Annotated in this window: 24 protein-coding genes and 1 pseudogene; 14 read left to right on the forward strand and 11 right to left on the reverse strand. The window is 71.1% G+C overall.

Going from position 1 to position 20,019, the window contains the following annotated elements:
• Window positions 1-40: 40 nt before the first annotated feature.
• The 10 genes from OG202_RS39935 (at window position 41) to OG202_RS39980 (ending at window position 5,497) form a co-directional block, all read left to right on the forward strand.
• Entirely contained in the window at window positions 41-406 is a 366-nt protein-coding gene (locus tag OG202_RS39935) for a gas vesicle protein GvpO (protein WP_326574848.1), read from the forward strand.
• A 46-nt stretch (window positions 407-452) separates the two neighbouring features.
• Window positions 453-878, forward strand: coding sequence for a gas vesicle structural protein GvpA (locus OG202_RS39940; protein WP_326574846.1), 426 nt, complete (start codon window positions 453-455; stop codon window positions 876-878).
• Window positions 875-1,624 (forward strand): GvpL/GvpF family gas vesicle protein, encoded by a 750-nt coding sequence (locus tag OG202_RS39945; protein WP_326574844.1) that lies wholly within the window; start codon window positions 875-877, stop codon window positions 1,622-1,624. Before OG202_RS39940 ends, OG202_RS39945 begins: the two co-directional genes overlap by 4 nt.
• Before the next feature lie 67 nt (window positions 1,625-1,691).
• Window positions 1,692-1,952: a gas vesicle protein GvpG gene (locus OG202_RS39950; protein WP_327726984.1), complete on the forward strand. Its 261-nt coding sequence runs from the start codon at window positions 1,692-1,694 to the stop codon at window positions 1,950-1,952.
• Complete coding sequence (locus tag OG202_RS39955; RefSeq protein WP_327726983.1) at window positions 1,952-2,686, forward strand: DNA primase; 735 nt, start codon at window positions 1,952-1,954, stop codon at window positions 2,684-2,686. The genes OG202_RS39950 and OG202_RS39955 overlap by 1 nt, the downstream gene beginning before the upstream one ends.
• Window positions 2,679-3,890 carry an SRPBCC family protein gene (locus tag OG202_RS39960; protein WP_328224344.1) on the forward strand — a complete coding sequence of 404 codons (1,212 nt, stop codon included), beginning with the start codon at window positions 2,679-2,681 and terminating at the stop codon, window positions 3,888-3,890. The genes OG202_RS39955 and OG202_RS39960 overlap by 8 nt, the downstream gene beginning before the upstream one ends.
• Entirely contained in the window at window positions 3,887-4,252 is a 366-nt protein-coding gene (locus OG202_RS39965; protein WP_326574836.1) for a gas vesicle protein, read from the forward strand. Before OG202_RS39960 ends, OG202_RS39965 begins: the two co-directional genes overlap by 4 nt.
• On the forward strand, window positions 4,249-5,034 hold the full coding sequence (locus tag OG202_RS39970) for a GvpL/GvpF family gas vesicle protein (protein ID WP_327726981.1): 786 nt from the start codon (window positions 4,249-4,251) through the stop codon (window positions 5,032-5,034). Before OG202_RS39965 ends, OG202_RS39970 begins: the two co-directional genes overlap by 4 nt.
• Window positions 5,031-5,219 carry a gas vesicle protein gene (locus OG202_RS39975; RefSeq protein ID WP_033529791.1) on the forward strand — a complete coding sequence of 63 codons (189 nt, stop codon included), beginning with the start codon at window positions 5,031-5,033 and terminating at the stop codon, window positions 5,217-5,219. Before OG202_RS39970 ends, OG202_RS39975 begins: the two co-directional genes overlap by 4 nt.
• Window positions 5,216-5,497, forward strand: coding sequence for a gas vesicle protein K (locus OG202_RS39980; RefSeq protein WP_033529790.1), 282 nt, complete (start codon window positions 5,216-5,218; stop codon window positions 5,495-5,497). Before OG202_RS39975 ends, OG202_RS39980 begins: the two co-directional genes overlap by 4 nt.
• 87 nt (window positions 5,498-5,584) lie before the next feature.
• Here OG202_RS39980 and OG202_RS39985 read toward each other — a convergent pair whose 3' ends face one another.
• Together OG202_RS39985 and OG202_RS39990 are read right to left on the reverse strand one after the other, a co-directional pair.
• Entirely contained in the window at window positions 5,585-6,406 is an 822-nt protein-coding gene (locus tag OG202_RS39985; RefSeq protein WP_326574826.1) for a class I SAM-dependent methyltransferase, read from the reverse strand.
• Window positions 6,407-6,516: 110 nt separating this feature from the next.
• Window positions 6,517-8,010 carry a bifunctional phosphatase PAP2/diacylglycerol kinase family protein gene (locus OG202_RS39990; RefSeq protein WP_328224345.1) on the reverse strand — a complete coding sequence of 498 codons (1,494 nt, stop codon included), beginning with the start codon at window positions 8,008-8,010 and terminating at the stop codon, window positions 6,517-6,519.
• A gap of 272 nt (window positions 8,011-8,282) precedes the next feature.
• Here OG202_RS39990 and OG202_RS39995 point away from each other — a divergent pair, with 272 nt between their 5' ends.
• Window positions 8,283-9,902 (forward strand): ABC-F family ATP-binding cassette domain-containing protein, encoded by a 1,620-nt coding sequence (locus tag OG202_RS39995; RefSeq protein WP_328224346.1) that lies wholly within the window; start codon window positions 8,283-8,285, stop codon window positions 9,900-9,902.
• A 21-nt stretch (window positions 9,903-9,923) separates the two neighbouring features.
• Here OG202_RS39995 and OG202_RS40000 read toward each other — a convergent pair whose 3' ends face one another.
• Window positions 9,924-11,045: a baeRF2 domain-containing protein gene (locus tag OG202_RS40000; protein WP_328224347.1), complete on the reverse strand. Its 1,122-nt coding sequence runs from the start codon at window positions 11,043-11,045 to the stop codon at window positions 9,924-9,926.
• Between the two features lie 56 nt (window positions 11,046-11,101).
• On the opposite strand from OG202_RS40000, the gene OG202_RS40005 reads away from it, so the two are divergent.
• Window positions 11,102-11,365, forward strand: coding sequence for a DUF6158 family protein (locus OG202_RS40005; RefSeq protein WP_326574819.1), 264 nt, complete (start codon window positions 11,102-11,104; stop codon window positions 11,363-11,365).
• The gene (locus OG202_RS40010) at window positions 11,362-11,949 is read left to right on the forward strand and encodes a TIGR03086 family metal-binding protein (RefSeq protein WP_326574817.1); all 588 of its coding nucleotides are present in this window, start codon (window positions 11,362-11,364) and stop codon (window positions 11,947-11,949) included. Before OG202_RS40005 ends, OG202_RS40010 begins: the two co-directional genes overlap by 4 nt.
• 141 nt (window positions 11,950-12,090) lie before the next feature.
• On the opposite strand, the gene OG202_RS40015 is transcribed toward OG202_RS40010, so the two are convergent.
• The 5 genes and pseudogenes from OG202_RS40015 to OG202_RS40035 form a co-directional block, all read right to left on the reverse strand.
• A complete protein-coding gene (locus tag OG202_RS40015) occupies window positions 12,091-14,196 on the reverse strand; it encodes a catalase (RefSeq protein WP_327726976.1) in 2,106 nt (701 codons plus the stop codon).
• A complete protein-coding gene (locus OG202_RS40020; RefSeq protein WP_327726975.1) occupies window positions 14,193-14,738 on the reverse strand; it encodes a type 1 glutamine amidotransferase domain-containing protein in 546 nt (181 codons plus the stop codon). Before OG202_RS40020 ends, OG202_RS40015 begins: the two co-directional genes overlap by 4 nt.
• A gap of 37 nt (window positions 14,739-14,775) precedes the next feature.
• Window positions 14,776-14,922: pseudogene (locus tag OG202_RS40025) on the reverse strand (amino acid decarboxylase); the annotation flags it as partial.
• 25 nt (window positions 14,923-14,947) lie between these two features.
• Complete coding sequence (locus OG202_RS40030) at window positions 14,948-15,388, reverse strand: CBS domain-containing protein (RefSeq protein WP_327726974.1); 441 nt, start codon at window positions 15,386-15,388, stop codon at window positions 14,948-14,950.
• Between the two features lie 91 nt (window positions 15,389-15,479).
• Window positions 15,480-15,926: a DUF2795 domain-containing protein gene (locus OG202_RS40035; RefSeq protein WP_326574809.1), complete on the reverse strand. Its 447-nt coding sequence runs from the start codon at window positions 15,924-15,926 to the stop codon at window positions 15,480-15,482.
• 165 nt (window positions 15,927-16,091) lie between these two features.
• Between OG202_RS40035 and OG202_RS40040 the strand changes: the two genes are divergently transcribed.
• A complete protein-coding gene (locus OG202_RS40040) occupies window positions 16,092-16,223 on the forward strand; it encodes a hypothetical protein (RefSeq protein ID WP_326574808.1) in 132 nt (43 codons plus the stop codon).
• A 177-nt stretch (window positions 16,224-16,400) separates the two neighbouring features.
• Here OG202_RS40040 and OG202_RS40045 read toward each other — a convergent pair whose 3' ends face one another.
• The 3 genes from OG202_RS40045 to OG202_RS40055 all read right to left on the reverse strand — a co-directional run bounded on the left by OG202_RS40045 (window position 16,401) and on the right by OG202_RS40055 (window position 20,006).
• On the reverse strand, window positions 16,401-17,819 hold the full coding sequence (locus OG202_RS40045; RefSeq protein WP_328224348.1) for a hypothetical protein: 1,419 nt from the start codon (window positions 17,817-17,819) through the stop codon (window positions 16,401-16,403).
• Window positions 17,820-18,053: 234 nt separating this feature from the next.
• Window positions 18,054-18,827, reverse strand: a complete 774-nt coding sequence (locus OG202_RS40050) for a maleylpyruvate isomerase family mycothiol-dependent enzyme (protein WP_328224349.1) — start codon at window positions 18,825-18,827, stop codon at window positions 18,054-18,056.
• 462 nt (window positions 18,828-19,289) lie between these two features.
• Window positions 19,290-20,006, reverse strand: coding sequence for a flavin reductase family protein (locus OG202_RS40055; RefSeq protein WP_327726971.1), 717 nt, complete (start codon window positions 20,004-20,006; stop codon window positions 19,290-19,292).
• Window positions 20,007-20,019: the final 13 nt, after the last annotated feature.

Raw genomic sequence — 20,019 nt, forward strand, 5'->3', positions numbered from 1 at the left:
TGGCCAACGGACGTGGGGCCACTCGGTGTTCGAGGTGGCCATGTCGAACACATCCAACACATCAAAAACACAGAGTTCACGTAAATCCCAAGAACCGGACGAACCGGAAGCGGCACAGGAACGGGCGGACGACCGGCCCAGCCCCATGCAGGTGCTGCGCCACGCGCGGACCCAGCTCGCGGAGCTGACCGGCATGGCGCCCGAAACCGTGTCGTCGTTCGAACAGACCGAGGACGGCTGGACGTTGGAGGTCGAGGTCCTGGAGATCGCCAGGGTCCCCGACACGATGAGCCTGCTCGCGAGCTACCGGGTGGAGCTCGACCCCGAGGGCGAGCTCACCGGATACCGACGCGTCCGCCGGTACGAGCGCGGGAGGGCCGACCCACATCGCCCTGGTGGCCGCTAGGCCGTCGTCCCGCACCAGAACCCACAGACAAGGAGGATCGGCCGGCATGACCGTAGTCCCGGCACAGCAGTCCGGCGGCGGAGGCGGCAGCAGTGGCCTCTACGACGTCCTGGAGCTCATCCTCGACAGGGGGCTCGTCATTGACGCGTTCGTGCGAGTCTCCCTGGTCGGCATCGAGATCCTGAAGATCGACGTCCGTGTCGTCATCGCCAGCGTCGACACGTATCTGCGCTTCGCCGAGGCGTGCAACCGGCTCGACCTGGAGGCGGGGCCGCGCAAGAACCCCGGCCTGCCGGACCTCGTGGGTGAGATCACCGAGTCCGGCGCGCGCGGCAAGTCCAAGGGGGCGCTGTCCGGCGCCGCCGAGACGATCTCCGACGCGTTCAGGCAGTCCCGCGAGGAGAGCCAGTCCGAGTCGCGGCCACGGGCCCGCAAGACCACGAGCTCGCGCAAGAGGGAGGAACAGGAGTGAGCACGTACGTCTACGGCATCACGGCGAGCTCACACCCCGCCCTCCCCGAGGGCATGGGCGGCGTGGGCGACCCGCCGCGCCCGGTGCGCGTCATCGAGGAGGGTGAGCTGGCGGCGATCGTCAGCGAGGCCCCCGAGGGGCTGCGCCCCAAGCGCAAGGACCTGCTCGCCCACCAGAACGTCCTGAGTGAGGCGGGCGCCGGAGGTCCGCTGCTGCCCATGCGGTTCGGCAGCGTCGCACCGGACGACGCGTCCGTCACCGGGGTGCTCGCGGAACGCGCGGAGCACTACCTGGAGCGGCTCCGCGCCCTCGACGGCAAGGTCGAGTACAACGTGAAGGCCAGCCACGACGAAGAGGCCGTGCTGCACCGGGTGATGGGTGAGAACCCCGAGCTGCGCGCCATGACCGAGGCGAACCGGCAGGCGGGCGGCGGCACCTACGAGGACCGACTGCGGCTCGGCGAGATGGTCGTCGCCGCGGTGCAGGCCCGGGAGGCCGAGGACGCGGCGGAGCTGCGGCGGGCGCTGGAGCCGACCGCGGCGGCCGCCAGCGCGGGGCCCGACTCCACCGGCTGGCTGGCCAATCTGTCGTTCCTCGTGGACCGGGAGTCCGCCGCGGTGTTCCTCGACGCGGTGGAGGAGGTCCGCAAGAGCCATCCGCACATCGAGGTGCGGGTGAACGGGCCGCTGCCGCCCTACAGCTTCGTCGAACCGGGGCCGGCGCAGCCCGCTGAGACGACGCACTGACAGCGCGTTCCGCGCGGGTCCACGGCGCGTCGCGCACACGGCGCTCCAAGGCCGAGGAGGCGAGTACATGGGACTGATCACCGAGGTGCTGCTGCTGCCGTTCGCACCGGTGCGCGGCAGCCTCTGGGCGGTGGGACAAGTGGTCACCGAGGCCGAGCGCCAGTACTACGACCCGGCGGCCGTCCGTGCCGATCTCGCCCGCCTCGAGCAGCGGCTCGACGCGGGCGAGATCGATGAGGAGGAGTTCGACCGTCTGGAGGACGAACTCCTGGACCGGCTGGAGATCAGCTCGCAGAGGAGCACAGGAACCGGGAACGGAACGACATAATGAATCGAATCGGACTGGGCCTCGCCGTAGGGGCCGGGTACGTCCTGGGACGTACAAGGAAGATGAAACTCGCGTTCGCCGTCGGCACCATGGTGGCCGGCAAGCGGATGCACCTGAGCCCGCGGGCGCTCGCGGACCTGGTGTCCCAGCAGCTGCTGAACAACCCGCAGTTCAAGGAGATCGGGGACCAGCTCCGCGGGGACCTGCGCGGTGTCGGCAAGGCGGCCACCGGGGCGCTGGTCGAGCGGCAGATCGAAGGGCTCGCCGACCGGCTGCACGGACGCACCTCGCAGGTGCGCGACCAGCTCGCCGGAGTGGCACCGGACCTGCCGGGACGCGGCGGGAAGGACCGCGCGGACGAGTACCCGGACGACGAGTACGCCGACGACGAGTACGCGGACACCCGCGACGAGTACGACGACGAGGGCGACGGCGGCGAGTACGAGGACGCCGAGAGCCGCGGGACGGATGGCGAGGAGCCCGAGGAGGAGCCCTCGCGCAAGCGGCCGGCGAAGAAGTCCCCGCCCAGGTCGGAAGGGAAACCGGCCGCCAGGAAGGCCCCCGCCAAGAAGACAGCCCCTTCGGGCTCGGCCGCGCGGAAGAGCGCGGCGAAGAAGACCGCGGCCAAGAAGACGGCCGCCAAGAAGACCGCCCCGGGCAGGGCCCCGGCCAAGAAGGCCGCTCGCAAGGCCACCCGGTCGCGGACGACGAGGGGAGGCGGCGAAGATGACTGAGACCCTCGGCGCGGCGACCGGCCGCGCGACCAGCCAGGCGACGGACCGGGCGAAGGACGCGACGAAGAGCAACCCGCTCACCGACCTGGCCCACAGCGAGGCCGTCGACCACCTCAAGGCCGAGGCCCAGGAGTATCTGGCCGCCCAGGTCCAGCGGCTCCTCGTCGGCGCGGGCCGCAAGCTCGGCGAGACGACCGGCAAGCTCAACGACATCGCCGAGGGCAACAGCCCCGGCTTCGCCAAGCTCGCCCTCGACGGCGGCCGCAAGCTCGCCGAGGGCAAGGGGCCGCTGCGCACCGCCCTGGAGGTGGGCGCGGGCCGCGCCAAGGACAACGTGGTCGGCGGGCTCAAGAACCTCTTCGGCGGCAAGGGCAAGCGCAAGGGCGGCTCGGGCAGCAAGCCCACGGTGATCATGGAGTCCATCGACGTCGGGGTGCCGCTGCGCACCGCGTACGACCAGTGGACCCAGTACCAGAGCTTCAGCACCTTCGCCAAGGGCGTGAAGAGCGCCAACCCGGCCGACGACACCCATTCCGACTGGCAGATGAAGGTCTTCTGGTCCAACCGCAGCTGGAAGGCCCACACCACCGAACAGGTGCCCGACGAGCGGATCGCCTGGACGTCGGAGGGGGCCAAGGGAACCACGAAGGGCGTCGTCTCCTTCCACTCCCTCGCGGACAACCTCACGCGGGTCCTGCTGGTCATCGAGTACTACCCGACCGGCCTCTTCGAGAAGACCGGCAACATCTGGCGCGCCCAGGGCCGCCGGGCCCGGCTCGACCTCAAGCACTTCGCCCGCTTCATCTCGCTCAGGGGCGAGGCCGAGGACGGCTGGCGCGGCGAGATCCGCGACGGCGAGGTCGTCGTCAGCCACGAGGACGCCCTCGCGGAGGAGGAGCGGGAGGAAGAGCGGGACGACGAGGCCCCGGAGGACGAGGCGCCGGAGGACGACGAGGCCGAGGCCGAGTACGCGGAGGAGGAGGCGGAGCCGGACGAGGAGCCGCGCGACTTCGACGACGAGGCCGACGCGTACGCCGACGAGGGCGGGGAAGGCGACGCGGAGGACGCGGACGAGGCCCCGGAGGAGGAGTACGAGGACCTTCCCGAGGCCGAGGGCGATGCCGGGGAGGACATCGACGAGGAACCGTACGAGGATGAGGACGAGGAACGGGCCGCCACCGTGGGCGGGAGCCGCCGCCGATGACGTTCCCGAGCCGAGTCCCCGAGCCGTACGGGCAGAACGGGAGTGCCAACCTGGCCGACATCCTGGAGCGTGTACTCGACAAGGGCCTGGTGATCGCGGGCGACATCCGCATCAACCTGCTCGACATCGAGCTGCTCACCATCAAGCTGCGCCTGATCGTCGCCTCCGTCGACAAGGCCAAGGAGATGGGGATCGACTGGTGGGAGACCGACCCGGCGCTGTCGTCCCACGCGCGCCGGGACGAACTCTCCCGTGAGAACGCCGAGTTGCGTGCCCGGCTCGCGGAGCTGGACGACGGCGGGTACCGGCGGGAGCCGGAGCCGGCCATCGAGCGCGGCCGCGCCAGAGAGGAGCCCTCATGACCGGACTGCGTTACGTGTACGCCGTCTGCCGCCCCTTCGACGCGGCGCTCCAGTCCCAGCTCACCGGGGTCGCGGGCGCGCCGCCCCGGCAGCTGCGCCACCACGACCTGATCGCCTTGGTCAGCGAGGTGCCGGAGCGCGACTTCGCGGAGCAGCCGCTCCGCGCCCATCTGGAGGATCTGGACTGGCTGACCGAGACCGCCCGCGCCCACCAGAGCGTGATCGACGCGCTCACCGTCGTCACCACGCCCCTGCCGCTCCGGCTCGGCACCGTGTTCCGCGACGACAGCGGCGTTCGGGTGATGCTGGAGGCCCGCGAGGAGGGCTTCCGGCGCACCCTGGACCGGCTGGCGGGGCGGGTGGAGTGGGGCGTCAAGGTGTACGCGGAGTCCGAGGAGCAGGAGCCGGCCCAGGCACCCGCGAAGGTCTCCAGCGGGCGCGACTACCTGCGGCAGCGGCGGCGGAGCCACCGGGCCCACGAGGAGATGTGGGAGAACGCCGAGCGGTTCGCCCGCCGGCTGCACGACACCCTCTCCGAATTCGCGGAGGACACCCGGCTGCACGCTCCGCAGAATTCCGCGCTCTCCGGAGTTCCCGGCCGCAATGTGCTGAACGCGGCCTATTTGGTGTCGCGCGCCCATTCCGAGGAGTTCGTGGAACTGGTGGACCGCACCAAGGGCGAAGAGCCGGGATTGCGAGTGGAACTCACCGGGCCGTGGGCGGCCTATTCCTTCAGCGGAGAGAGCGGAGAGAGTGAACAGAGCGGGGAGGGCGGCCTGTGACCGTGATCGAACGTCGTGAGGTGGCCCTCGTCGATCTCCTCGACCGGCTCCTCGCCGGCGGGGTCGTCATCACCGGTGACCTCACGCTGCGTATCGCGGACGTCGACCTCGTCCGCATCGACCTGAACGCTTTGATCAGTTCCGTGAACGCACAGGTTCCGTCACCCTGGGGAGGCATCGAGTGACCGGCCGCAACCGCCTCGAACTGGAGCCCGACACGGTGGAAAGGGACCTGGTCAAACTGGTCCTGACCGTCGTCGAGCTGCTCCGTCAGCTCATGGAGCGGCAGGCGCTGCGCCGTTTCGACACCGGGGAGCTCTCGGAGGACCAGGAGGAGCGCATCGGGCTCACGCTGATGCTTCTCGACGACCGGATGACCGAGTTGCGCGAGCGCTACGGCCTGCGGCCCGAGGACCTCAATCTGGACCTCGGGCCGCTGGGACCGTTGCTTCCGCGGGAGTGACTGCGGGACTACCGCGGGAGTGAGCGCGGGAGCGAATCCACCTGCGGTACGGGTGAATTCGCCACCTGTACCAGCGGCCCCTTCTTTTCAGACCGTCTTACGGCAGAGAATTTCTCCGTGCAGTACGGCGAACCAGCCGTCCTCCTGCCGCCCCCATTCCCGCCAGGCCGCCTCGATCGCCCGGAGCCGGTCGAGCGTCGCGTGACCGCCCTGTGTGGCCCGTTCGGCGTACGCGGAGGCGACCGTCCGGTCCGCCCACAGCCCGCTCCACCAGGCCCGCTCGTCCGGCGTGGCGTAGGTCCAGGTGGCGGAGGTGGCCGTGATGTCGGTGAGCCCGGCGCGCAGCGCCCATGACTTCAGCCGGCGCCCCGCGTCGGGCTCACCACCGTTGGCGCGGGCCACCCGGCGGTACAGGTCCAGCCAGTCGTCCATGCCCGGGGATCCGGGGAACCAGGTCATCGCCGCGTAGTCGGAGTCGCGGACGGCGATCAGACCGCCCGGCCTGGTCACCCGGCGCATCTCGCGCAGCGCCTGCACCGGGTCGCCGACGTGCTGGAGCACCTGGTGCGCGTGGACCACGCAGAACGTGTCGTCCGGGTAGTCCAGCGCGTGGACGTCCGCGACCGCGAACCGCACGTTGTCCAGGCCGCGTTCGGCGGCCGTCGCCCTGGCCTGCTCCAGGATGCCGGGCGCGTGGTCGACCCCGGTGACCTGCCCCTCCGGGACCAGGGCGGCCAGGTCCGCGGTGATCGTGCCCGGACCGCAGCCGATGTCCAGGATCCTCATGTGCGGCTTCAGCGAACCGAGGAGATAGGCCGCGGAGTTGGCGGCCGTCCGCCAGGTGTGCGAGCGCAGTACCGACTCATGGTGTCCGTGCGTGTAGACGGCGGTCTCCCGTGCCTTCGACATGGCCGTTCCCCTTCCACGAGGTCCGTGAGGTCCGCGAGTTCGTGCTCGAACCGTACGTGACCGTGCCGAATACTGAGACCGCCGTCTTGAATGGTGGACTTGCCCGGTGGTCAGTGCATCGGCACCGGCCGGTAGACCGTCAGCGCCTCCGGGAGCTTCCGGAGCGTCAGATCCCCCTCCACCTCGGTGACTTCGCCGTCGTACGCGAGCAGCGTGCCCGGCGCGATGCCCTCCACCCGGAGCCGCCGTACGCGGACCGCCGCGTGGGCCGGGGTGCGGGTCAGCGGGCCGGCGACGGCCGCCGCCAGCAGCCGCAGACCCGGGCGGCGGCCGCCGTGCACGACCCGGACGTCCAGCAGCCCGTCGGCCAGGTCGAAACGCCGGGCCGGGGCGAGACCCAGCCGGTGGTACGTGCCGTTGCCCGCGAAGAGCAGCCAGATCGGGCGCGGCCGGCCCTCGAAGGTGGCCTGGAGCGGATGGCGGTCGGAGCGCAGGACACGCAGTGCCGCGATCACGCCCGCCGGCCAGCCGCCGATCAACTTCTCCCAGCGTTCGCGCTCCCGCACCAGCTCGGGATAGACGCCCAGGCTGAACGTGTTGAGGAAGTGGCCCTCCGTGTCCCCGGTCGTGAAGTGCCCCAGATCCACCCGGACGGCCTCGCCCTGGCGCACCGCACGGCCCAGGGCGCGCACGTCCTCCACACCGAGGTCGTACGCGAAGTGGTTGAGGGTGCCGCCGGGGAGTACGGCGAGGGGGAGGCCGTGACGCAGGGCCACCTCGGCGGCGGCGTTCACCGTGCCGTCGCCGCCGCACACGCCGAGCACCCGTGCGTGGGCGGCGGCCTTCTCCAACTCGGCCGTCACGTCCTCCGGTTCGCACTCCACGGTCTCGGCGCCGGGCAGCACGTCCCGCAGGGCGCGCACCCGGTCCGACGTCCCCGAGGCCCGGTTGGCCACCACGACCAGGCCGTCGCCGTCCGGCAGCGCGGGCGCGTCCACGTACGGGCGGCCGGGCGGCGGGAGCTGGTCACGGGTCGGCACGATGCCCCGTACGGCGTAGGCGGCGCCCACACCCAGGGCGGCGCCCACCAGGACGTCGCTCGGGAAGTGCACGCCCGTGTACACGCGGGACAGCGCCACCGCGGTCGCCAGCGGTGCGACCGCCGCACCCCAGGCGCGCGACTCCAGGGCGACGCCGGCCGCGAAGGCGGCGGCGGAGGCGGAGTGGCCCGACGGGAACGACGTGGTGATCGGCTGCCGCTTCAGCTGGCGGGTCAGCGGGACGTTGTCCAGGCCCGGGCGGGGGCGGCGGATGGAGCGCTTGCCGAGCGTGTTGATCGTCGCCGAGGCGAGGGCGAGCGAGGCGACGCCCCGGGCGGCCGCCCTACGGGCCCGCGGACTCCGGGTCGCCGCGATCGCCGCCGCCGTGGCGAACCACAGCACACCGTGGTTCGCGGCGCGGCTCAGCTTCGGCAGCATGGGGTGGGCGCCGGGCCAGTCGCGGGTCGCCACCGCGTTGAACAGGCGACTGTCCGCGGCGAGGAAATGGTCGCGGAGGATGTGGTGGCCCGGGGGGCGGACGGTGAGGTCGACGTCTGGGGTCATGTGTCCACGGGTACCCCATGGCGCCGGAACCGTGTCGGGCGGGGTGGGGTGGCTGAGCCTCGGCCGGTCCGGGGCCGGTGGGACCGCTGAGCCTTCGCGGGTCGGGCGCCCGGCGCCGGGGCTGGGCGGGGGTGGGTTCCGCTCACCGGTGCTTGACGGGTGCCGCCGCGCCCACCCGTGCCGCCCCTGGCGGCACGACTGCCCGCGGCCACGTATGGGCGTCGGCGGAAATGGATTTGCCCGGTCGTGCCCCACCTCGGACAATGCGCCCCATGGGACATCTCGAAGCCGCTCATCTGGAGTACTACCTGCCGGACGGGAGGGCGCTGCTCGGGGACGTGTCCTTTCGGGTGGGGGAGGGCGCGGTGGTCGCGCTCGTCGGGCCGAACGGGGCCGGCAAGACGACGTTGTTGCGGCTGATCTCCGGGGAGCTGAAGCCGCACGGCGGGTCGGTCACCGTCAGCGGGGGGCTCGGGGTGATGCGGCAGTTCGTGGGGTCCGTGCGGGACGAGACGACCGTGCGGGACCTGCTGGTGTCGGTGGCGCAGCCGAGGATCAGGGAGGCCGCGAAGGCGGTCGACGCCGCCGAGCACGGGATGATGACCGTGGACGACGAGGCGGCCCAGCTGAAGTACGCGCAGGCCCTCTCCGACTGGGCCGAGGTGCGCGGCTACGAGGCCGAGACCCTGTGGGACATGTGCACCATGGCCGCCCTGGGCGTGCCGTACGAGAAGGCGCAGTGGCGGCAGGTGCGGACGCTGTCCGGCGGCGAGCAGAAACGGCTCGTCCTGGAGGCGCTGCTGCGCGGCACCGACCAGGTGCTCCTGCTCGACGAGCCCGACAACTACCTCGACGTACCCGGCAAGCGCTGGCTGGAGGAGCGGCTGAAGGAGACCCGCAAGACCGTGCTCTTCGTCTCGCACGACCGGGAGCTGCTCTCCCGCGCCGCCGAGAAGATCGTGAGCGTGGAGCCGGGGCCGGCCGGCGCGGACGCGTGGGTGCACGGCGGCGGGTTCGACACCTATCACGAGGCCCGGCGGCAGCGGTTCGAGCGCTTCGAGGAGCTGCGGCGCCGCTGGGACGAGAAGCACGCCCAGCTGAAGAAACTCGTACTGACGCTCCGTCAGGCAGCCGCCGTCAGCCATGAGATGGCCTCGCGGTACGCCGCCGCCCAGACCCGGCTGCGCAAGTTCGAGGAGGCCGGGCCGCCGCCCGAGCCGCCGCGCGAGCAGGACATCACGATGCGGCTCAAGGGCGGCCGCACCGGCGTCAGGGCCGTCACCTGCAAGGGACTTGAGCTCACCGGCCTGATGAAACCCTTCGACCTGGAGGTCTTCTACGGCGAACGCGTCGCCGTCCTCGGCTCGAACGGCTCGGGCAAGTCCCACTTCCTGCGGCTGCTCGCCGGCGACGGCGTGACCCACACGGGGGAGTGGAAGCTCGGCGCCAGGGTCGTGCCGGGGCACTTCGCGCAGACGCACGCCCACCCCGAGCTGGAGGGGCGGACACTGCTCGACATCCTGTGGAAGGAGCACGCCCAGGACCGGGGCGCCGCCATGTCCCGGCTGCGCCGCTACGAGCTGACCCAGCAGGCCGAGCAGGCCTTCGACCGTCTCTCCGGCGGCCAGCAGGCCCGCTTCCAGATCCTGCTCCTGGAGCTCCAGGGCGTCACCGCCCTCCTGCTCGACGAGCCCACGGACAACCTCGACCTGGAGTCGGCGGAGGCCCTGCAGGAGGGCCTCGAAGCCTTCGACGGGACCGTCCTCGCGGTCACCCACGACCGCTGGTTCGCTCGGTCGTTCGACCGGTATCTCGTCTTCGGCTCCGACGGCCGGGCGCGGGAGACACCGGAGCCGGTGTGGGACGAGCGGCGCGTGGAGCGCGCCCGCTGACCGCACCGGCTCCCGCGCGGGTCACTTCCAGCGCAGCAGGGCGCCCAGGCCGCCGACCGGTATCCCGCCGTCCGCGGCCTCGGGCGGGGCCGTCACGGAGAGCGCCGGGGCGCCGGTCGCCACGGCGGACCGCAGCAGGGCGTCGTCCGCGCGGGCCGACCGGGCGTCCTCCTCGGCGAGGCCGAGCGTGCGCAGCTCCGTACGGCGTACGGCCAGCTGGTCAGGGTCCTCGCCGACCCACAGCGCGCGGTGGGTGTCGGGCCCCTCGGGGCGGACGAGGAGCTCGTCGATGCGGTGCTCCCGCGCCGCCTCCACCAGCTCGGCCACGTCCTCCACGGCCCCCGGGCGCCCCTCGGCGTCGGGGCTGCGCGCCGCCACGAACCGCTCGACCTCGTCGGCGGCCCGCCGGCGTGCGTGCTCGGCGCGGATGCGCTCGACATCCTCGTCCAGCAGCCTGCTGGGCGCCCCGTGCGAGGCCTCCGCCACCCGGTCGACCAGCCGCTTCGGCAGCCGGTCCCGCACCGCGTGCCGTTCGCGGTCCTCACCCACGAGGACCAGCAGGTCGGCGCGGGTCTCCTCCTGGCACACGGCGAGCGCGTCGGCGACCTCCGCCGCGTTGTGCTCCCAGGTGTTCTCCACCCGCAGCTGGAAATGCCGCTCGGACCAGTCGGCGGTACTCGTGCGGTGCACGGGCCACTGCCGCCCGGTCACCGCCCCGGCGTCCTCGCCGCCCAGCGCGCCGCGCAGCTCGAACCGCGCACCCCGCCGGTCGATGTACGCCACCAGACACACCGGGGCCTCCCCGGCCAGGTCCAGCAGCGGTGCCGTACGGGGCAGCGGGGCCCAGAACGCCTGGTTCGCCGGTGGCGGCGAGACGAGCACCGGGTCCAGGACGATCTGGCCGTCCCGGGCGAAGAACGCCCTGCCGTACGGCTCGGCGTCGTGGCGCAGCTCCTCCACCGCCCCGCGCACGGCCCGGCTGGTCGCCTCGTCCGCGCCCTGCTCGGACAGCTCACGGGAGACGGCGGCCGCCGTCAGCGACCGCTCGTGGGCCATGGACTCCGAAGGGGCGGACGAACCGACGTACACAGAGGCCCAGGGCCCGGGATGTTCGTACAGTGGATGGAGAAACGCGAGATCCATGGCTCCCTCCCGGATGCCACTCGGGGTAATGCTTGCCGGGCGGGTACCCGGACCTCATGGAGGAACACGAAGATCGGGGTACCACCATGACCGGAGTGCACCCGGACCAGCTGGACGACCAGCAGTTGATGAAGGAGCTGGAGTCGATCCACCGCACGCGGCACGACACGCTGCTGCACGGATCGACCGAGGCACTGCGCACCCACAACGAACGGATGGCGCAACTGGAGGGCGAGTACCTGCGCCGCCACCCACGCCGGCCGGTCGTCCCGGGCCGCACACGCCACGGCGCGCGGGATCGAGGACCGGCGACGACATGATCACGGATGCGAGGACGTGTGCGCTGCTCGACCGGCACACGCAGGCTCAGGACCTCTTCGGGGCGCGGGTCCACGCCGTCCGCGACGACCAGTGGGGGGCGGGTACGCCCTGCGCCGAATGGACGGTCCGGGACCTCGTCAACCACCTCGTGTCCGAGCAGTTGTGGGTGCCGTCGCTGGTGCGGGACGGCTGCATGATCGAGGAGGTCGGCGACACGTTCGAGGGGGACCTGCTGGGGCCGGACCCCGCGGCGTCCTGGGACACGGCGGCGCACTCGGCGCGGGAGGCGTTCGCGGGGCCCGGTGCGCTCGAACGTACGGTTCATCTGTCGTCCGGGGACACTCCGGTGACCGCGTACTGCGCGCAGATGGTCGCCGATCTCGTCGTGCACGCGTGGGATCTGTCGCGGGCGATCGGGGCGGACGAGCGGCTGCCGGGGGAGTTGGTGCGGTTCGCGGTGGAGGAGATCACCCCGTACGCCGGGGAGCTGGAGAAGAGCGGGTTGTTCGGGCCGCCGGTGGAGCCGCGGCCGGGCGCTGACGCGCAGAGCAGGCTGTTGTGCCTGCTCGGACGCAGGCCTTAGGGCCGTGCAGACCCTCAGGGCCGTGCAGGGCTCGGGCCCTGGTGTGCGTTGCGGGCCGCGGGTGCGTGGGGGTGATCGCGCAGTTCCCCGCGCGGCTGAAAGACCGAAGGGCGCCCCTTGGCCCAAGGGGCGCCCCCGTCGTCAGCAGCGGGCCGGTGGGCGGTCCCAGTGGCGGTGGGCCGCGATCGCTGCCACGAACTCCCTGGTGAAGTCGTCGGCCGCCGCGCCCGGGGCCGTGTCCGTCACGATGCCCCGGTCCGCCACCACCCGGTGGAACTCGGAGGAGAGGCGGACGCCCTCGGGCTGGAGGGCGGCGACGATGCCGACGCCGGAACCGAGGGCGGCGATCGGCTTGCCGTGACGGTAGGCGTCGCGGACGAAGCGCATGGCGTCGGGGTCGGTCGACGAGGACGGCGTGGCGACCGGGCCGCCGGGGAGGAACACCGCGTCGTACAGGACCGACGCGACCGTCGGCAGGGCGCGGTCCACGGTGTACTCCGCGCCGTCCGCGCCGCGTACGGTGCCGTCCTGGGCCGCCAGGGCCTCGACGATCGCGCCCTCGGCCGCCAGCACCTCCCGCACGCCGGTCACCTGCTCGGCGTCCACGCCGTCGGCCACCAGGACGGCGATCCGGCGGGTGCGGATGGAACCGGGGCCGCGCTGCGACTCCAGGCTGAGGGCGGGGGAGGTGAGCTTGTACGGCACCGCCTCGGCGTCCGAGGGCACCGGAACGCCGATGCCCTTCGCCACCTCGGTCGCCAACTCCGGATCCACCTTGGCCAGTTGTCCGACCGTGCGGGCGCGGACGGTGAGCGCGCCGACCTTGCCGAGTTCGAAACGGAAGGCTGCCACGATGTGCTGCTTCTCCCAGGGGGCCATGCTGTTCCAGAACATCGCCGGCTGGCTGTGGTGGTCCTTGAAACTCTCGCTGCGGCGGCGGATCTTGGCGCCGTCGACACGTTCGGCGTAGTGGGTGTAGGCGTTGCCGTCGACGCCCGCGTGGGCCGGGCAGCCGGCGCCGAGGGTGTTCGGGGAGTAGTTCGTGCCGCCGTGGATCGCGGACTGGTGGTAGCCGTCGCGGTGGTTGGTGCGCACCGGGGCCACCGGGCGGTTCACCGGCAGCTGACTGAAGTTGGGGCCGCCGAGGCGGATCAACTGGGTGTCCAGGTAGGAGAAGTTGCGGGCCTGGAGCAGCGGGTCGTTGGTGAAGTCGATGCCGGGGACGACGTTGGCGGTGTGGAAGGCGACCTGTTCCGTCTCCGCGAAGAAGTTCTCGGGGTTGCGGTCCAGCACCATGCGGCCGATCGGCCGTACCGGCACCTGCTCCTCAGGAATGATTTTCGTGGGGTCGAGCAGGTCGAAGTCGAAGGCGAACTCGTCTTCCTCCGGCACGAGTTGGACACCCAGCTCCCACTCCGGGTACTCGCCGGCCTCGATCGCGTCCCACAGGTCCCGGCGGTTGAAGTCCGGGTCCCGGCCCTGGCACTCCTGCGCCTCGTCCCACACCAGCGAGTGCGTGCCCAGCTTCGGCTTCCAGTGGAACTTCACGAACGTGCCCCGCCCGTCGGCGGTGACGAAACGGAAGGTGTGCACGCCGAAGCCCTGCATCATGCGGTAGCTGCGCGGGATCGCCCGGTCCGACATCAGCCACATGATCGCGTGCAGGGTCTCCGGCTGGAGCGACACGAAGTCCCACAGGGTGTCGTGCGCCGACGCGCCCGTAGGGATGTCGTTGTGCGGCTCCGGCTTCACCGCGTGCACGAAGTCGGGGAACTTGATGCCGTCCTGGATGAAGAAGACCGGGAAATTGTTCCCGACCAGGTCGTAATTGCCCTCCGACGTATAGAACTTGGTCGCGAAACCGCGTACGTCCCGCACGGTGTCCGCCGAGCCGCGCGGCCCCTGCACGGTCGAGAACCGTACGAAGACCGGGGTGCGGACCGACGGGTCCTGGAGGAACGCGGCGCGGGTGAACTCCGCGCAGGACTCGTACGGTTCGAAGTAGCCGTACGCGCCCGCGCCCCGCGCGTGGACGACCCGCTCCGGGATCCGCTCGTGGTCGAAGTGGGTGAGCTTCTCCCGGAAGTGGAAGTCCTCCATCAGCGTCGGCCCGCGCTCACCGACGGTCAGGGAGTCGTCGGTGTGGTCGACGGCCACGCCCTGGTCGGTGGTCAGGGGGCCCGACGCCGGGTCGTCCGGGTGGGCGGCCTCACGCTGCCGCTGCTTGCGGTCCATGGGGGAGCTCATCCGGCGGCCTCCTGGGAGAACACATCGAGGAACGCCTCGCAGAACGCCTTGAGGTCGTCCGGTTTGCGGCTGGTGATCAGCTTGCTCGGGCCGTGGCCGCAGATCTTGACCTGCTCGTCGACCCAGGTGCCGCCCGCGTTGCGGATGTCCGTGCGCAGGCTCGGCCAGGAGGTCAGGACCCGGCCGCGGACCACGTCCGCCTCGACCAGCGTCCACGGCGCGTGACAGATCGCGGCGACCGGACGACCCCGCTCGAAGAACTCCCGGACGAACGACACGGCCTGTCCGTCCATACGCAGGAAGTCCGGGTTGGCCACCCCGCCGGGCAGGACCAGCGCGCCGAACGACTCGGCCGGCTCCTCGCCCACCACGGCGTCCACGGGGAACGTGTCCGCCTTGTCGAGGTGGTCGAAGGCCTGGATCCGACCCGGCTTCGTCGACACCAGCACCGGCTCGTGGCCGGCGTTCTCCGCCGCCTGCCAGGGGTCGGTCAGCTCGATCTGCTCGACACCCTCGGGTGCGGTCAGGAATGCGATACGCATCGCTGCTCAGTCTCCTTTCCTTGGCTCGGTCCCTCGCTCATCGGGCCACCACCCGCAGGGTGCGCGGCTCCGGGCCCGAAGAGTCCGGTACGTACATGCCGTGCTCCACACCGGACGTGAGGTACTCCACCACCGCCCGGTCGACCCGCTCGCCCGGGCAGATCACCGGCACGCCGGGCGGGTAGGGACTCGCGGGCTCCGACCGCCCCTCAGGTCGGGGCCCCGCCCGGCCAGGTGTCCGGCGCGGCCCGGCTGATGTGGGCGAGCGCCGACCCCGGTTCCTGCGAGACGGCCAGGTCGCCGAGGCTGACCATGCCCACCGGGTGCCCGCGCTCCATGACGGGGAGCCGGCGTATCGCGTGGTCGCGCATCAGCGCGACGGCGGCGGACACCGCGTCGTCCGGGCCGACCACGACCGGGTTCGGGGTGCAGACGGCCTGGGCGCTCACCGTCAGCGGGTCCGCGCCGTCGGCGACGGCGCGCAGCGTGATGTCGCGATCGGTCAGGACCCCGACGACCCGCCCGTCCGTCGCGACGAGCACGTCCCCGATGTCCTGGGCCCGCATCAGCTGCGCCGCCTCGACGAGCGAGGCGTCCGGGCGGACCGCCACCACACCTGGCGTCATGACTTCCCTCACGAACTCGGCCATGGCTCTTCCGGGCCTTTCGTCGCTCCGCCCCGACCGCGGGGGCACGCCCACATCGGCGTGACGCTGCCCGCAGTACCCGCGAGCAGGGGGCCTATGTGTCCCCGTCGTGTGCGGATTCCGTGCCGCCCGCCGGGGGCCGCGACGCACCGCCCCCAGTCTCGTCCTGGGCGTGGACCACCGCCTCCGCGAGCCGGTGGACCGAGTCGTAGCGCTCCTTGCGCGGCAGCCGCTCCAGGGGCTCCACGAGCCCGTCCGGGGCGTGCCGGTCGCGCAGCACACGGATCAGCTCGGCGGGGCCCGCCGGGAAGGACGTACGGCCCAGGACCCGGCCCAGCTCCAGCCGCAGCGCCTCCACCCGGGCGGGCGCACGGCTCGGCGTCACCGGCCCGTACGTGACCTCCGGGTCGTCCTCGGCGTACGGCTCCGGGTCGTGCCATTCCTCCGTCCGGGTGGGGTGCCCAGAACGGAGCAACCCCTGCAGTTCGTGCTTCATCTCGTCGTCGCGGTGGGCGCTCATCCGGTTGCTGCCTCGCTGCATGACTCCCCTCCAGATCGGTTGGTGGCCCCCCGCGTACCCGAAGACCCTGGGCCGACACGGACGCGACTGACCCGATTCCGGTTGGCGTCCGGGTTTGCCCGTCCGCGCGGGGGAGACCCGGCGAGACACCCCCCACCGCACATTCCCTGGGGAAGGACCGGGCTCATGGCGGTAGTCGCTGTGATCATTCCGCTGCTGATGCTCGGCGTCGTACTGGCGCTGGGCCGCTACGAGGAGATGGTGCTGCCACCCGTCGAGCGGACCGACCGGCCGGAACAGGCCGTGCCGATCCGCTGAACGGGTGACCACGGAGACGGCGCCCGGTGTCCAGGGCCACCGGGCGGGGGCTCCCCGCCGCTCACGACTTCTTTCCGCTGTCGGACGAAAGAAGAAAAGTTCAGTCCCCGTGGCCCTGACCTGGGCACTGAACTCTTCTCTGCATGGAAGGAAGTAGCGACCCTCGCGCGGAACAGTTCAGTGCGCAGCCCACGATCGCACCGGGCCGCCCACCGCACCAGCGGCTCTCGGGTCAGGCTGGGGTCCAGTGCCCTTCTCGTCCAGCCATTCCAGCCCCCACAGTGTCAATGCCCTGGCGGCGGATTCCGGAACGCGTTCGTGGAACTTTCGCCGGGCTTCGGTCACCGAGGCCGCGCTCAGTCCCTCCCAACCTCCGGCGTAGACAGGGGAGTCGTGGGAGGGGCTGCCGGTGAGGGCTTGCCAGATCCACGCTGCGGCGTGGCGTTGCCGCTGGCGAGTAACGCCCATCCGTACCGGACGGAAGATCGAGAACAGGCTGTCATAAGGGACCTCGAGAAGTTCGGATAGCACTCTCCGGCGAGCGGCGTAGTCAATGGCTCCTCGTTTCCACAATAGATCGGCCAAAGTGCAAATTCCGTTCCAAAAAGCCTGAGAGTCAGGGATTCGCTGGGTAGTTTTTCCCCAATTCCCTTTGCGGCGCTGTGGAGCGTCTAGCGAGTCTTCGGCTTGGGCCCAAGTCTCTGCCCCGGCCAGGCGAGCGAGTGCGAGGGAGCAGAAGTGCCTGCCGACGACAGGTGTGGTTCCAGGAAGGTGAACGGCCATGACGTTGCGGTAGTCATCAGCGTCTATCAGATTCGGAATATGCCGGAACTCCAGGGCGACGAATGATCCAGTGGGAACGGCGCCGGCGATTCGGTTCTGGTGGGGAACGATCGCAGTCATCATGCGATGCAGTCCCGCCGGGTGCTGGATGCCGCGCAGCGGGTTGCGGCCACTGTGCCTGGTTTGCCGTTCTGCGGCCAACCTGCGCGCCCAAGGAGCAAGATGGCGTGCCCCAGCACCCCAGTCGGAGGCGTTCAGGATGGGTTCCGTGAGTGCAAGGGCGGCGGCAGCTTCGGACGCGGTGCCCGGCATCACGCCGGACCCACCAGGTACCGCGCGAGGGCTCAGTGCGCGCTGTGTGCGGACGGCGGCGAATGCGTCCGCGGCGAACCCGGGAAGTTCCGCGAGTTCGTCATCGTGGACGACTAGTCGCGCAGCTGCCGTCAGGTAGCGCAGAGCATCGAACCATTCGGCGCCGGAGACAGGCTCGCCTGCCAGCCGGGCCGCACCGCCGTCGGCAATGGCGAGCGCGCACTTGCAGATCAACCAACGCATGTGGGACCGAGAGAGTGGGGATGTCTGTGATCCGCTGGCGGCATACTTAGCCGACACCATGACGGGACTCATCGCCCCCACGGTGGTCACCCTGCTGGATGCGGCAGGCGCGCGCTGACGCCGCGTCCTTCCGGAAGCATCCTTGGCCTCCTGGCTCCGCGCCCGGGGGAGGCCGATGGCGGTGAGCGTGCTACCGAGCATGCCGCAGGCAAAGAAACGTGCCGTCCGGTCGGTATCGGCACCCAGCGCCAGATGCACGCTTCCCAGATCCTCATCCAGCCCGCCCGGACGACCTCGCCGAGCAGGTCGTCGCCCTGCGCCCCGCCGGCCGCCACGATGGCGTATCCCTGCATCTGCATGAGAAGCGTTTCGGGGTGCGTCGAAATCAGCCGCGGTTAAGCGTTCGCCATTGCTCGAAGGGCTGGCGGGCTCCCGTCCTCATGGTGGGAGGCGACGGTCAAAGAGGCCGTCGGCGCCAGTCTGCTCGCTCGCCTATGGCGCTGTGAAGAGCATCGGGAAGCGCAGGCCCAGCCACGGTTTGCGGCCCCAGACGACGACCTTGGCGCGGGCCATGGCGGTGGGGGCGGTCCAGCGGCCCAGGGCGAGGAGGAGGAAGGCGATGGGGGCGATGGCGATCGTGCAGTCGGGCCGCCGGGGCGGGGTGTCGGTGACCGTGGGCACGCCGTCCGCGAAGGTGACGGCGAAGCGGTCGCGGGCGATCCGCAACAGATAGCACGCGTGGTGGCCGGCCGCGTCGGCGTTCACAGCACGCGGCATGGCCAACCGCATGAACGGCAGCGTGAACGCGACTACTTCCCGGTTGACCATGTGGGGCCCGCGCAGCGCGACCGCGATGTCGTATCCGTGCCCGAGCAAGTGCGTGAGCAGGTACGAGCCCAGGGTCGCCATGTCCATCGGCCCCATCGGCGTCAGCACCGCCTCCCGCGGGCTACGGCCGGCCGCGGTCGCAACGAAGGCTCGGGCGGTATCCGCGATCTCCGCGCCGAGGACCGCCGGATCCCGCTGCGGGAAGACGGCCAGAGCCGCACGGTTGGCCGCCGCGAGGCCGCTCGGCGTCCCATCGCCGTACGGGCGGTCCTCTCCCGCCCCGATGTCCGCCATCAGCTTCCCCGCCAGCGCGAGATGAGCCGCCGCCTCCCCTACCGTCCACTCTGCGCCCGGCAGCGGCGTGTGCGGGTCGGCCCCTGCCTGGAGCAGCTCCGCGATCCGGTCGGCAGTGGCGACAATGGCGTCCTCGGGTGTCATGAACGCGATCGTGTCTGCGCTCGGACCTGCTGTCCAGTGTCTTGCCGGCCCCGCTCTCCGCCTGTACACAGCTTCCTGGGCGCGAAGGGCGCTTTGGCCGATGCGATCATGCGGGAGTTCGGTCACGCTGCCCCTGGCGACCAGCTTGGTTCTCGACGTCCCAGGAGTCCTTGGGTGGCGAGTCGGGGGGAGAGAAACGGGGGCCCGCCTCCAGCCCGACTGTGCGGTCGCCCTGCTCGGTGAGCCGAAGGGCGGGGACGGACCGCCGTAGCCGAACCCGCGATGATCACGGCGACATCGTGGGTGGAAGCGTCGTTCTGCTCCTCCTGATTCGGCAGGAGTTCATCCGCGACACGTGCTTCCTCATGGAGGCCGGGTGAGGTCCGGTGGGGTCGCCACGAGACGTCGGTCAATCGGCGAGCCGGTCCCCGCAGGCAGGGTCACCGCGTCCCACCCTCACTGTCAGTCGAGGGTGGTGGTGGACCCGGACGGCGACCAGTGGGGCGTGTCGATCGGCGAGTAGTACGTGTCCTTCTGGTCCAGGCGCTCCATCCGGCGTTCGGAGTGCTCCTTGATCACCTCAGGGTCGAGCGGCGTCTCGAACGCGTTGTTCACGAGGGTGTATTCGGCGGCGAGTCGTCCCACCGGAGCGATGGCACCGAAGTCGATCCGGCCACCCACATAGAGGTCATCTCGGATGTAGAAGCGCACCACATTGCCCCAGACGGCGTTGTTGAGTCCGTCGGGCGCCGAGAAGATGTGCTCGACGGTGCACTCGAACGCGATCGGCGCGCCCTTGATACGGGGCGGGCGAACGGCCTCGGACGGCACCTTCTCCAGCCCGACCGCGTCGAACTCGTCGACGTCGGGCTCGAACTCGAAGGCGCTGCGGTTCAGCCCGTCGATCTGCGGCAGGGTGGCCATGTTGGTGACGAACTCGCCGGTGTCCCGGATGTTGACGAAGCTGTCCTTGAGCGTGGCACCGTCCGAACGCGGCTGGAACGACAGCGAGATCCGCGGCGGCTTGCGCCCGACGACCGTGAAGAAGGAGATAGGAGCCAGGTTGCCCACGCCCTCGGTGGACAGGGTGCTCACCCAGGCGATGGGGCGGGGGATGACGCTGCCGATGAGCAGCTTGTAGGCGGACTTCGCGTCCAGGTCGGCGGAATCGATGATCATGTGGTGTCCTCTG

Source organism: Streptomyces sp. NBC_00310, assembly GCF_036208085.1.
In the GTDB taxonomy this organism is placed as follows: domain Bacteria; phylum Actinomycetota; class Actinomycetes; order Streptomycetales; family Streptomycetaceae; genus Streptomyces.